The organism is Sphaerisporangium flaviroseum (assembly GCF_039537005.1).
Taxonomy (GTDB): domain Bacteria; phylum Actinomycetota; class Actinomycetes; order Streptosporangiales; family Streptosporangiaceae; genus Sphaerisporangium; species Sphaerisporangium flaviroseum.
This window is the reverse complement of the sequence record NZ_BAAAZR010000001.1, coordinates 1194918-1208127: the sequence shown is the minus strand read 5'-3', so window position 1 is coordinate 1208127 and position 13210 is coordinate 1194918. Positions and strand designations below refer to the sequence as shown.

10 protein-coding genes are annotated in these 13210 nt (G+C 69.6%); 4 read left to right on the top strand and 6 right to left on the bottom strand.

The window, feature by feature from the left end; translation table 11 throughout:
* Positions 1 to 138 precede the first annotated feature (138 nt).
* From ABD810_RS05675 to glnII, 4 genes are all read left to right on the top strand, one after another.
* Positions 139 to 2265 carry an AfsR/SARP family transcriptional regulator gene (locus ABD810_RS05675; RefSeq protein WP_344935034.1) on the top strand — a complete coding sequence of 709 codons (2127 nt, stop codon included), beginning with the start codon at positions 139 to 141 and terminating at the stop codon, positions 2263 to 2265.
* A 19-nt stretch (positions 2266 to 2284) separates the two neighbouring features.
* Positions 2285 to 3676 carry a sensor histidine kinase gene (locus tag ABD810_RS05670; RefSeq protein WP_344935033.1) on the top strand — a complete coding sequence of 464 codons (1392 nt, stop codon included), beginning with the start codon at positions 2285 to 2287 and terminating at the stop codon, positions 3674 to 3676.
* Positions 3673 to 4338 (top strand): response regulator, encoded by a 666-nt coding sequence (locus ABD810_RS05665; RefSeq protein WP_344935031.1) that lies wholly within the window; start codon positions 3673 to 3675, stop codon positions 4336 to 4338. Before ABD810_RS05670 ends, ABD810_RS05665 begins: the two co-directional genes overlap by 4 nt.
* A 385-nt stretch (positions 4339 to 4723) precedes the next feature.
* Complete coding sequence (glnII, locus tag ABD810_RS05660) at positions 4724 to 5737, top strand: glutamine synthetase (protein ID WP_344935029.1); 1014 nt, start codon at positions 4724 to 4726, stop codon at positions 5735 to 5737.
* 80 nt (positions 5738 to 5817) lie between these two features.
* Here glnII and ABD810_RS05655 read toward each other — a convergent pair whose 3' ends face one another.
* The 6 genes from ABD810_RS05655 to ABD810_RS05630 all read right to left on the bottom strand — a co-directional run bounded on the left by ABD810_RS05655 (position 5818) and on the right by ABD810_RS05630 (position 13207).
* A complete protein-coding gene (locus tag ABD810_RS05655) occupies positions 5818 to 6486 on the bottom strand; it encodes an ATP-dependent Clp protease proteolytic subunit (protein WP_344935028.1) in 669 nt (222 codons plus the stop codon).
* A gap of 43 nt (positions 6487 to 6529) precedes the next feature.
* Complete coding sequence (locus tag ABD810_RS05650; RefSeq protein WP_344935026.1) at positions 6530 to 7096, bottom strand: ATP-dependent Clp protease proteolytic subunit; 567 nt, start codon at positions 7094 to 7096, stop codon at positions 6530 to 6532.
* Positions 7097 to 7421: 325 nt separating this feature from the next.
* The gene (locus ABD810_RS05645) at positions 7422 to 9101 is read right to left on the bottom strand and encodes an FAD-dependent oxidoreductase (protein WP_344935023.1); all 1680 of its coding nucleotides are present in this window, start codon (positions 9099 to 9101) and stop codon (positions 7422 to 7424) included.
* A 110-nt stretch (positions 9102 to 9211) separates the two neighbouring features.
* Positions 9212 to 11878 (bottom strand): ATP-dependent chaperone ClpB, encoded by a 2667-nt coding sequence (gene clpB, locus ABD810_RS05640; protein ID WP_344935021.1) that lies wholly within the window; start codon positions 11876 to 11878, stop codon positions 9212 to 9214.
* Between the two features lie 2 nt (positions 11879 to 11880).
* Complete coding sequence (locus ABD810_RS05635) at positions 11881 to 12180, bottom strand: chaperone modulator CbpM (RefSeq protein ID WP_344935018.1); 300 nt, start codon at positions 12178 to 12180, stop codon at positions 11881 to 11883.
* A gap of 16 nt (positions 12181 to 12196) precedes the next feature.
* Complete coding sequence (locus tag ABD810_RS05630) at positions 12197 to 13207, bottom strand: DnaJ C-terminal domain-containing protein (RefSeq protein ID WP_344935015.1); 1011 nt, start codon at positions 13205 to 13207, stop codon at positions 12197 to 12199.
* Between the last annotated feature and the right edge of the window lie 3 nt (positions 13208 to 13210).

Genomic DNA, 13210 nt, shown 5'->3' with positions numbered 1-13210 from the left:
TGGACCCGCGTCGCGGCCGAACCACGCGGTGGTGGCTCGTGTCTTGGATCATCCACGAGGTATCTGGACCAAATCTGAATTAAATTTGGAGGGCTATGTCGCCTTTGGCGTATTAAGAGATGGCTGTCGGGAGTAGCGGTGTTCCAGCTGCTAGGGCCGGTCGAATGGACCGTCGACGGTCGCGGGGTCGATCTCGGATCCGCCAAGCAGCGAACGGTGCTGGCCGCCCTCCTGACCGACGCCGGCCGGCTGGTGCCCTGGTCGACGCTGATCGACCGCGTCTGGGACCAGGCCCCGACGGCGAACGCCCGGGGCGTCCTTTACACCTACGTCAACCGGATACGGCGGACGCTGGAGCAGGCGCATCCGTCCGGACCCCCACCGCAGCCTGCGAAGCGGACGAACGCCGAACGGCACGAGCGGACGGACCAGTCCGAGCGGACCCAGCGGCCCGAGCGGACGGAGCCAACGGACTGGACCGAGCCGCCCCAGCAGGCCAGGAGGGACGTATGGGCGCGCCCAGCCACCGTCCTGGTCCGCCGGACCGGCGGCTACGCGCTGGAGGTCGCGCCCGACATGGTCGACCTGCACCGGTTCCGCAGGCTGGTCATCACCGCCTACGACCCGAAGCGCCCCGACGCCGAGCGGTCGGCGCTGCTCAGGGAAGCACTTGACCTGTGGAGGGGAACGGCGCTGGCGGATCTGCCCGGAGCATGGGCCGCGCGGATGCGCGAGACCTGGAACCGGCAACGGCTGGACGCGGCCGTGCAGTGGGCCAGGGCCGAGCTGCGGCTGGGACGGCCGGAGGAGGTGATCGGGCCGGTCGCGGAGCTGTCGGCCGACCATCCATTCGCCGAACCGCTGGCCGGGGTGCTCATCCGCGCGCTCGCCGCCGCCGGAAGGCACGCCGAAGCCTTGGACTACTACGCGAGCATCCGGGCCCACCTCATCGACAAACTCGGCACCGAACCAGGACCAGAGCTCCGCGAGGTACACCAGGAGATCCTGCGCGGAAACCTCAGCCGAGCCGCCACCGGCCGCTTGCCCACGCAGAGAGCCGAAGAGCGGGCACAGGAATCCCGCACACCCCGGCCAAGCCCGACACAGCCACCCACAGCGAAGGCCTCAGGGCCGGTACAGGAAACCCGCACTTCCTGGCCGATCCCGGCGCAGTTGCCCGCCGAGGTGCCGGCCTTCATCGGCAGGGAGCAGGAGCTGGCCGAGCTGTCCCGGCACGTCGCCGCCACCGGCCCGCTGGGATCCGCCTCGGCGATGGCGGTCGTCACGGTGTCCGGTACCGCGGGCGTGGGGAAGAGCGCCCTGGTCATACGGTGGGCGCACCGCGCACGGGAGGGCTTCCCCGACGGCCAGCTGTACGTCAACCTGCGTGGCTACGACCCGCAGCAGCCGGTCTCGGCCGCCGACGCGCTGGCGGGGTTCATGGCCGCCCTGGGAGTGAACGCGTCCGACGTCCCACTCGACGTGGACGAGCGGTCCGCGCGCTACCGCACGGAGATCAGCGGCCGCCGGGTGCTGGTCGTCCTGGACAACGCCTCGTCGGTCGAGCACGTCCGCCCGCTGCTACCGGGCACCCCCTCCTGCGCGGTCGTGGTGACCAGCAGGGACTCGCTGGCCGGACTGGTCGCGCTGCACGGCGCCCGCCGGCTGGACCTCGACCTCCTGCCCGCGCCCGACGCGTCCGCTCTGCTGCGCGCACTCATCGGCGGGCGGGTCGAGGACGAACCCGAGGCCGCCGCGGTGCTGGCCGGTCAGTGCGCGCGGTTGCCCCTGGCGCTGCGCATCGCGGCGGAACTGGCCACCGCGCGCCCGGCCAGTTCCCTCGCGGAGCTGGTCTCCGAGCTGGCCGACCAGCGGCGGCGGCTGGATCTCCTGGACGCAGGCGGGGATCCACGGGCGGCGGTCCGCGCCGTGTTCTCATGGTCCTACCGGCGCCTCCCGGCCGACGCCGCGCGAGCGTTCAGGCTTCTCGGCCTGCATCCCGGCCCTTACCTTGACGCGGGGGCCGCCGCCGCTCTCACCGGAGAACGGCAGGAGGACGCCCGCCGGCTGCTCGGGCTGCTGGCCCACGCGCATCTGATCGGGCCGGTCCGGGCCGGCAGGTACGGCATGCACGATCTGCTGCGCGCGTACGCCACCGACCTCGCCCACGCCGAGGACAGCGAAACAGAGCGGCACAACGCCCTTAACCGCCTGTCCGCCCACTACCAGCCCACCAACGAACCACCCCACCGCCGGTTGTGCTGAAGTGGCCTACGCTCGGATCATGGTGGCTCTGCGGGGGCTGTGGCGACGGGGGCGCGTTCGCGACTCGCTGTTCGCGGTGCTGGTCTGGGCGTTCCAGACGTTCCCCGGTGGCGCGATCTCGCAGGGCACGACCGCGGTCGCGCTCGCCACGATCCCCTCGGCCGCCCTCGTGTGGCGCAGGGACCGGCCGCTCACCGTCCTGGCCGTCTGCGTGACGTGCGACCTCGCGCGCGTCACCCTCCTGAGCGATATCAACGGCATCGGCCTGGCCACGTTGTGCGCCCTCTACGCCGCCGGCAGGCACAGCTCGCTCCTCCGGGCCGGGGTGATCGCCGGAAGCCTCATCCCGGTGTACGTGACGGTCGCGGTGATCCTTACGTTCAGGGCGGGCGACCCGCCGCGGGATCAGGCGTGGTGGACGTTCTGGCCGCTGCTCGCCGTAGGGCTGTGGCCGGTGCTGCCCATCGCCGTGGGGCAGTTGCTGCGGCTCCGGTACGAGCTCGAAGATCGGAAGCGCACGGAGCTGGCGGACGCGGCCGTGCAGGCCGAGCGCCGGCACATCGCGCGTGAGCTGCACGACGTGGTCGCCCACCACATCACCACCATGAACGTCCTGCTCGGAGCGGCCCGTACCACCATGGGAAAGGACCCGGCGAAGGCGGAGGCCACCCTGGTCACCGCCGAGCGCACCGGGCGCGAGGCGATGGCCGAGATGCGCCACCTGCTGCACATCCTGCGCGTCGAGAGCGCGGAAGCCTCCCGGGACGCCGTGTACGGGGTCACCGGCCTTCCCATGCTGGTCGCGCGGGCACGAGAGGGCGGGATGGTGGTGGAGTTGCAGGTGTCGGGCGGTCCGGCCGAGCTGCCGTCGGTGGTCGACCACGCGGTCTACCGGGTCGTCCAGGAGGCCCTTACCAACGCCCGCCGCCACGGGGGCAACCCCGCGACGCACGTCCGGGTGAGCTACGAGCCGGAGTCCGTCGAGGTCGAGGTCCTGGACGAGGGCCCGGGAACGAACCCACACACCTCCGGCGCCGACGGAGCCGAACCCGGTGAGCCCGGCGGACCCGGCAGACGCGGTGGAACCGGCAGGCGCGGTAGATCCGGTGGACCCACTGGACGCGGATTCGACGGACCCGGTGGACTCGGATCCACTGGACCCGGTGCGCCAGGCCGATCCGGATCTGGTGGATCCGGTCGACGCGGTGGAGCGCCTTCCGGGGATGTCGGCGGGTACGCGCTTGACGGTACGCGTGGCGCAGGTGGTTACGGGCTGAGGGGGATGGCGGAGCGGGTGTCGGCCTGTGGAGGCGTGCTGGAGACCGGGCCGCGCCCCGAGGGCGGCTTCCGCGTGCACGCTCGCCTGCCCCTCGCCGCCACCCTGCCCGGCGGCCGAGGGGAGAAGGCATGATCAAGGTCCTCGTCGTGGACGACCACGCGGTGGTCCGGGCGGGATTCCGCATGATCCTCGAAGCCCAGGACGACATCACGGTGGTCGGAGAAGCCGGTGGCGGCGAGCAGGCGCTGAGCCTTGCCCGCGAACTGCGTCCCGAGGTGGTGCTGATGGACATCCACATGCCCGAACCGAACGGCATCGCCGCCACTGCGGCCATCACCGCCGAGTTGCCCGGCGTGCGTGTGCTCGCGCTCAGCACCTTCGACCTGGACGAGTACGTCGTGGAGGCGCTGAGGGCGGGGGCGTCCGGGTTCCTGCCCAAGGACGTCTCCCCGGAGGAACTGGTCGAAGGGCTCAGGGTCGTCCACCGGGGCGAGTCCGCGGTGGCGCCTCGCCTGCTCACCCGGCTGATCGGCACCTTCGTCAGAACGGCCCGGTCCGGCCAGGTCGCCACGCCCCCGGACCTGGCCGGTCTGACGGACCGAGAACGAGAGGTCCTCGTCCTGATCGCACGCGGCCTGTCCAACGCCGAGATCTCGCAGGAGATGCGGGTCGCCCCCTCGACGGTGAAGAACCATGTGACCGGCCTGTTCGCCAAGATCGGGGCCCGCGACCGCGCCCAGGCGGTGATCGTCGCCTACGAGGCCGGCCTGGTCCTCCCCGGCTCGTCTCACTGAGCCTACGAACCCCGGAGGCACGCTCTGAACCCGCCGGGACGACTGCCGCGGGGGATCAGCGGAAGTCGTTGGCGTGGTCGGTGGCCCATTGGGTGAAGGTGCGTGCGGGGTGGCCGGTTACGGTTTCTACGGTCGCGGTGACCATGGCTTCCCGGCGGGCCGTGTCCTTAGATCGTTGGTCCGCAACCGGCGGCCGGGTGCCGCAGTGGTGATCCACAAATACCGGCAGACGGTATCTGACCAGGCATTTCCTGTGAGCGAGAACACACCGAGCTCGTGCACGATTTCACATGCCGTTCATAAACGAGCAACAGCTTCGAAACGGCACGTTGACAAAGTCGGCGATGCGGACACCTGTGGAGTCTGCCTTGCTGAAGGGATAGTTGTGACCTACAAGGCCGAATACCTCTGGATCGACGGCACCGAGCCGACCGCGCGGCTCCGGTCGAAGACCAGGATCCTTGCCGACGGAGCCGAGCTCCCGATCTGGGGCTTCGACGGCTCGAGCACCAACCAGGCGCCGGGGAAGGCATCCGACTGTGTGCTGAAGCCGGTGTTCACCTGTCCGGACCCCATCCGAGGTGGTGACAACGTGCTGGTGCTTTGCGAGGTGCTGCTCACCGACATGACGCCGCACCCGACCAACACCCGGGCGCTGCTCACGCCGGTCGCCGAGCGCTTCGCCGACCAGGACTCCTGGTTCGGCATCGAGCAGGAGTACACCTTCTTCAAGGACGGCCGTCCGCTCGGCTTCCCGGTCAGCGGCTTCCCCGCCCCGCAGGGCTTCTACTACTGCGGCGTCGGCGCCGACGAGGTGTACGGCCGGGACATCGTGGAGGCGCATCTCGACGCCTGCATCGAGGCGGGCCTGGCGATCTCCGGCATCAACGCCGAGGTCATGCCCGGCCAGTGGGAATTCCAGGTGGGCCCCGCCGGGCCGCTCGCGGTGTCCGACCACCTCTGGGTCGCCCGCTGGCTCCTCTACCGCATCGCCGAGGACTTCGGCGTCTCCGCCACGCTCGACCCCAAGCCCGTGAAGGGCGACTGGAACGGCGCCGGCGCGCACACCAACTTCTCCACCAAGGCGATGCGCTCGGGATACGACGCGATCATCACCGCCTGCGAGGCCCTCAGCCACAAGGCTCAGGAGCACATCGCCGGATACGGCGCCGAGATCCAGAACCGGCTCACCGGCATGCACGAGACCGCTCCGTGGAGCGAGTTCAGCTACGGCGTCTCCGACCGCGGCGCGTCGGTGCGCATCCCGTGGCAGGTCGAGGTCGACAAGCACGGCTACATCGAGGACCGCCGACCCAACGCCAACTGTGACCCCTACGTGGTCACCCGGCTCATGGTGGACACCTGCTGCTCCGCCCTGGAGAAGGCCAGCCAGGTCTGACCGACCAGGCTCCTCACAGTGCTTGATGGGGGGTGGCGCTTCCCGCGACGGCTACCCGTCGCGGGTGGCGCCGGTGCCGCTCAGCGGACCTGCGACGGCACCTGCTTCGCCGGCCGTTTCCTGCTGGTGAAGATGTCGTCGATCAGGCCGTAGCCCTTGGCCTCCTCGGCGGTGAGGATCTTGTCGCGCTCGATGTCGGTGCGCACGCTCTCGACCGAACGGCCCGAGTGCCTGGCGACGAGCTCCTCGAGGAGCGCGCGCATCCGCAGAATCTCGCGGGCCTGGACCTCCATGTCGCTGGTCGGCCCGAAGGTGCCCTCGATGGAGGGCTGGTGCAGCAGGACCCGCGACTGGGCCAGCGCCCCGCGCTTGCCGGGGGTGCCCGCCGCGAGGAGCACGGCCGCGGCGGACGCGGCCTGGCCGATGCACACCGTCTGGATATCCGGGCGGACGAACTGCATGGTGTCGTAGATCGCCGCCATCGCGGTGAAGGACCCGCCCGGCGAGTTGATGTAGATGCTGATGTCGCGGTCGGGATCGAGGGACTCAAGGGTCAGCAACTGCGCCATCACGTCGTTGGCCGAGGTGTCGTCGATCTGCACCCCGAGGAAGATGATGCGGTCCTCGAAGAGCTTGTTGTAAGGGTTCATCTCCTTGACGCCGTACGATGTCCGCTCCGTGAAGGACGGAAGGATGTAGCGGCTGTCGATGGGGACGACCTCGGATCGGCTCAGATGGCTGTCGGTCACGGTTCCTCCACTGGTGGTTCGGGGTCGGGCCATGCGTGGCCGGTCATGAGACGGGGCCGGCGGAGGGGACGAGATTGGCGCTCCGCACCACGTGGTCCACGAAGCCGTAGCTCCTGGCCTCCTCGGCCGTGAACCACCTGTCGTGGTCGGAGTCGCGTTCGATCTGCTCCACGGACTGGCCGGTGTGGAAGGCGATGCGCTCGGCGAACATCCTCTTCGTGTAGAGCATCTGCTCGGCCTGGATCTGGATGTCGGACGACGTGCCGCCGATGCCGCCCAGCGGTTGGTGCATCAGAATGCGGGCGTGCGGCAGGCTGTAGCGCTTGCCGGATGTGCCTGCGCAGAGCAGGAACTGACCCATCGAGGCGGCGAGGCCCATCGCCACCGTCGAGATATCGTTCGGAACATATTGCATGATGTCGTAAATCGCCATACCTGCCGTCACAGATCCGCCAGGCGAGTTGATGTAAAGAAAAATGTCGCGCTTGGCGTCTTCTGCCGAGAGTAGCAGCAGCTCGCCGCAGATCCGGTTGGCGATCTCGTCGTCGACCTCCTGGCCCAGGAAGATGATGCGCTCGCGCAGGAGTCGCTGGCTGATCGGATCGATCAACGAGGGGTGGGGCACCTCGACGGGCTGAGCGCTGGACCTGAAGGTCGTCGCGGACGGGTCACGGGGAGAAGGCCTCGGGGTCACCGTTTGTCACCTGCTTCGAATAGTGGCCTGGGAATCACGGCTTTTGCGCGCCGCATAATGCCAGATTAACGGTCCCAGAAACGGTGACCGGTCGACACCCTTTTCACTGACGGCACATTTTCACCACCAGCGGATTCCGCTTTGCACGAATTCCGCTCACAACGTATTCTCCTCGACGGCCTTTGACGATCAGGCGCCGGATTCGGAGCGGCGAAAGCGCAGGCGGGCGAGTCGAACCGGGTCAGGCCGGAGGCAGGCCCCCGGTATGGAGGTGCTCGTGGATGAGCCGGATGGCCATCGAGCCCTCGCCCACCGCTGAGGCGACGCGCTTGATGGATCCGCTCCGCACGTCGCCGACCGCGAACACGCCCATCCTGCTGGTCTCCAGCGGGTACGGCCTGCCCGTCTCCTCCCACTGGCGGCTGTCGCCCTTGGCCTGTACGGCGTCGGGGCCGGTGAGGATGAACCCCTTGTCGTCCAGCGCCATCTCACCGGCGAGCCACCGGGTGTGCGGCTCCGCCCCGATGAAGACGAAGACGGCCGTGGCCTCGATCTCCCGCCGCTCCCCGGTGCGGTTGTCCTCGACGACGGCGCCCTGGAGGCCCTTGTCGCCGACCAGTTCCTTGACCTCGGTGTTGAGCAGGACCTGAATCCCTGGATTGCGCGTGATCTCCTCGACCAGGTATTTCGACATGTCCTTGCCGAGGTCGCCGGAACGTACGACGAGCCGTAGCCGCGCGGCGTGCTGGGCGAGGAAGAGCGACGCCTGGCCTGCCGAGTTCCCCCCGCCCACGACGATCACGGGATCGCGCACGCAGAGCTGTGCCTCGAACATGGTCGCGGCGTAGTGGACACCCTCGCCCTCGAACCGCTCCATGCCCGGCACGTCGAGCTTGCGGTACCGCGCGCCGGTGGCGACGACGACCGCGTGGGCGTGCACGACCCTGCCCTCGTCCAGTCCGATGGTGTAGTACCCGTCACGCTGGCCGATCGAGACCGCCTCCGCCGGGACGCAGATCTGCGCGCCGAACTTCTCCACCTGGATGACGGCACGCTCGGCGAGCTCCCCGCCGGATATCCCCGAAGGGAACCCGAGGTAGTTCTCGATCCGCGAGCTCGTCGCCGCCTGGCCGCCCGTCGCCACGGCGTCGACGACCGTCGTGGCGAGCCCTTCCGACGCCCCGTACACGGCGGCGGCCAGACCGGCCGGTCCCGCCCCGACGATCAGGAGGTCGCCGACGATCTCCCGGGTCCGGGGGACCGGCAGGCCGATCGCCCGCGCCAGTTCGGCGTTGCCGGGATTTCGCAGCACCCGCTCGCTGCGCAGGATCACGATCGGGGTGTCCTTGGGCTTGAAGCCGAGCTGGCGGAGCAGTTCCTCCGCCTCCGCGTCCTCCTCGAGGTCGACCCACTTGTGGGGCAGGCGGTTGCGCGCGGCGAACTCGCGGAGCCGCCGGGCGTCCAGTGAGAGGCGCGAGCCGATGATCCGGAACCCGGCCCCTCGCTCGATCAGGATCGTGCGGCGGGCCAGGAAGGCACGCAGGATCAGATCACCGAGCTCGGAGTCCTTGGCGACCAGAGTGCGCAGCTCGGGCACGGGTACGGCGAGCACCTCCCCCGCCTCCCGCACCACGGCCCTCAGGAACCCGGCCTGCCCGGTCAGCAGTCCCAGCTCGCCCAGGAACCGGCCACGGCCGTGGACGCCGAGCACATGATCCTGCGAGCCGTACCGCTGGACGATCGCGACCTTCCCCTCGGCGATCACGAAGAACGCCGGAACCGGCTCTCCCTCCCTGAACAGCACCTCGCCCGCCTTGGTGAGGCGCCGCTCGCCGTGCATGGCCAGGGTCGCCATCGCCGCGTCGCCGAGCCGGGGATAGGCCCCGAAGAGATCCGGTGTCTCCGGCACATGCTCGCTCATGCCGCGCCGAGTGCTTCGTCGATCCAGGAACGCAGGACGGGACCGGTGTCGTTCCCGCAGTTTTCGCACTTCACGATGGTCGCGGACTGCATCGGCCCGGTCTCCCCTCGCTAGGCGGCGCTCTGGCCGGCGGACCGCTCGGTTCGCTGCCCGGCTTCCCCGCCGCCGGTGTTCTCGTAGGAGACGGTGAGCCGGTCGCCGACCAGGTCCACGCGGATGACGGCGCCTTCCCGGATGTCTCCGGCGATCAGCGCCCGCCCGATGCGCGTCTCGACCTCGCGGGAGATGAACCGGCGCAGGGGCCGGGCGCCGTAGACGGGGTCGAAGCCCTGCTCGACGATGAAGCGCAGCGCGGGCTCGGTGACGTCCAAGGTCATCTGGCGATCGGCCAGTCGCGCCCTGATGTCGTTGAACATCAGCGAGACGATGCGCTCCAGCTCCGGCTCGGTCAGGGGCTTGAACAGCACGGTGTCGTCGACGCGGTTGAGGAACTCGGGGCGGAAGCGCGAGCGGAGCTCCCCCATGACCAGCTCCCGGGCCTCCGGGTCGATCTCGCCCCCGGCCATGACGCCGTCCAGCAGGTAGTGCGACCCGATGTTCGACGTCATGATGATCACGGTGTTGCGGAAATCCACCGTACGGCCCTGGGCGTCGGTCAGACGCCCGTCATCGAGCACCTGGAGCAGGATGTTGAACACGTCGGTGTGCGCCTTCTCCATCTCGTCGAAGAGCACGACGGAGTACGGCTTGCGCCGCACGGCCTCGGTGAGCTGGCCGCCCTCCTCGTAGCCGACATATCCGGGAGGCGCGCCGACCAGCCTGCTGACGGTGTGGCGCTCCTGGTACTCGCTCATGTCGATGCGGACCATGTTCTCCTCGGTGTCGAACAGCGCCTCGGCCAGCGCCTTGGCGAGTTCCGTCTTGCCGACACCGGTGGGGCCCAGGAAGATGAAGGAGCCGATCGGCCTGCGGGGGTCCTTGATACCCGAACGGGCCCTGATGATCGCGTCCGTCACGGCCTGCACGGCCTGGTCCTGGCCGACCACCCGCTCGTGCAGGATGTCGTCCAGCTTCAGCAGCTTCTCGCGCTCGCCCTCCTTCAGACGGCTGACGGGGATGCCGGTCCATCGGGCCACGATCGAGGCGATCTCGTCCTCGGTGACGACCTCGCGCAGCAGCCGGTGGCCGCCCTGCTTGGATTCGAGCTGCTCCTCGGCGGCGTGCAGCCTCCTCTCCAGTTCGGGCAGCTTGCCGTGCATCAACTCGGCGGCCCGGTTGAGGTCGTACATGCGCTCGGCCTGCTCCGCCTCGCGCCGTACCATCTCGATCTCCTGGCGGAGCTGCTGTACCTTCTTGAGGGCGTGCCGCTCTGCCTCCCACTGGGCGCGCATGGCGTCGGCCTGGGCCCGCAGGTCGGCCAGTTCCTTGCGCAGGCTCTCGAGCCGCTGCACGCTCGCCGGGTCCTCCTCCTTGGCGAGCGCCGCCTCCTCGATCTCCAGCCGCATCACGCGGCGCGTGAGCTCGTCCAGCTCGGCCGGCATCGAGTCGATCTCCGTACGCAGCATCGCGCAGGCCTCGTCGACCAGGTCGATCGCCTTGTCGGGCAGGAACCGGTCGGAGATGTAGCGGTGGCTCAGGACCACGGCGGAGACGATCGCGCTGTCCTGGATCTTCACCCCGTGGTACACCTCGAACCGCTCACGCAGGCCGCGCAGGATCGAGATCGCGTCCTCCTCGGACGGCTCGTCGACGAACACCGGCTGGAAGCGGCGCTCCAGGGCCGCGTCCTTCTCGATGTACTTGCGGTACTCCACGATCGTGGTGGCGCCGATGAGATGCAGCTCGCCGCGGGCCAGCATCGGCTTGAGCATGTTGCCCGCGTCCATGGCGCCTTCGGTGGCCCCGGCGCCGACGACGTTGTGCACCTCGTCGATGAACAGCAGGATCCGCCCCTCCGAGGCCTTGACCTCGTTCAGGACCGCCTTCAGCCGCTCCTCGAACTCGCCCCGGTACTTCGCGCCCGCGATGAGGGCGCCCATGTCGAGGCTGAAGATCGTCTTGTCCTTCAGCCCTTCGGGGACGTCGCCGCGGGTGATGCGCTGGGCGAGGCCCTCCACGATGGCGGTCTTGCCGACTCCGGGGTCGCCGATGAGGACGGGGTTGTTCTTGGTCTTTCGGGACAGGATCTGCATGACCCGCCGGATCTCGGTGTCACGGCCGACGACCGGGTCGAGCTTGTCCGCCTGGGCGGCGGCCACCAGGTCGCGCCCGTACTTCTCCAGGGCCTCGTAGGACACCTCGGGGTTGGCGGAGGTCACACGCTGGTTGCCGCGGACCTGCGTGAGGACTTCCAGCAGGCGTTCATGCGTCATGCCGTGCCCGTGGAGCAGGCGGCCGGCCGCGCTCTCCGTGCCCTCGTCCACGAGCGCGAGCAGCAGGTGCTCGACGGATATGTACTCGTCCTTGAGCCTCTTGGCCTCCCGCTCGGCGGTGTCGAGCAGGCGGGACAGACGCTGGGTGATGTAGACCTGGCCGGGAGCGGCACCCGGACCGCTGACCCTCGGCCGCCGCTCCAGCTCGGCCTCCAGCTCCAGCCTCAGCTTGTCGGGGTCGCCGCCGGCCGCGGAGAGCAACCGGGGTACGAGCCCTTCGGGCTGCTCCAGCAGGGCCAGCAGCAGATGCTCACCGTCGACTTCGGTGTGCCCGTAGCGGATCGCCTTGGTCTGCGCGTCGTGCAGAGCCTCCTGCGACTTCTGGGTCAATCGGTTCGGGTCCACGGTCAGACTCCCGTAGGTCGTGAGCGGTGACGCAGAGCCGACTCCAGCTCCGCGATGCGGTCGAGCAGGTCGATCACCACGCCGAGCGACACGTAGTTGAGACACAGGCCGGCGTGCAGGCGCTCGATCCGGCCGAGCAGGACGAGCTGCGAGGGCGGAAACCTCATGTCATCCCCGTAGTCGGCCATCGGGTCGAGAAGGCCGAGGCGGACCAGCCGCCGTATCTGCTCGGGGTGGAGCCCTCCGGCGCGGGCGAACGATTCGAGGCTGATGCCCGGCACCGGAACCAGAGCCGTCTTCATGGGAGCCTCCTGGGAATCATCGGGCCGGCCTCCTCGGATTGAAATCGGAGACCGCGGCGAGCCGCTCGTACAGGCTCCGTTCCTCGTCGGTGAGCCTGGGCGGCACCATGATCCGGACCTCGGCGTACAGGTCACCGGGCGGACCCTTCGGATTCGGCAGCCCCCGCCCGCGCAGGCGCAGGCGACGGCCGGTGGACGTTCCCGGCGGCACCTTCACCTTCGCCTCCCCGCCGGGGGTGTCGATGGCGATCGTCGCCCCGAGGGCGCCCTCCCACGGGGTGATCGGCAGCGGCACCTCGATGTCACGCCCCTCGACCCGGTAACGAGGATCCGAGATGCGGACGATGAGGTACAGGTCGCCCGCACGGCCACCATCGGGGCCGTGACCGCCCTGGCCCGCCAGCCTGATGCGCTGGCCATCCGTCACTCCAGGAGGGATCTTGACGTCGATGGTGCGCGGCCCGCCCGGCCCCTGGATGGTGAGCGTGCGGCGGCCGCCGTGGTAGGCGTCGTCGACGGTGAGCGTGATCTCGGCCTCCTGGTCGGCCCCGGGCACCGGCCCCCAGCGCCGCCCGCCGCCACGCGCGCCACCGAAGCCCCCTCCTCCGAACATGCCGCCGAGCAGTTCCTCCAGGTCGATGTCGCCGCCTTGGTCGGAGGTGTACCGGAAGCCCTCTCCCGGGCCGGACGTCCGCCTGCCGCCGGCGCCGGCCCAGCCGCCGCCACCGCCCCAGCCGGCTCCGGCACCCGCGCCGGCCCTCGCGCGCGCCCTGGACCAGGCCTCTGGGTCGACGTCTTCGGGCACCGACCGCCAGTCGGCCCCGAACGCGTCGTACCGCCGCCGCTTGTTCGGGTCGGACAGCACGTCGTAGGCCTCGGAGATGTCCTTGAACCTCTCTTCGGCGCCGGGATCCTTGTTCACGTCGGGGTGATTGGCGCGGGCCAGCTTGCGGTACGCGCGCTGGATCTCGTCCTGGGTCGCCGTCCTCGGCACCCCCAGGGCCTCGTAGAAGTCGCGTGCCGCCATCGC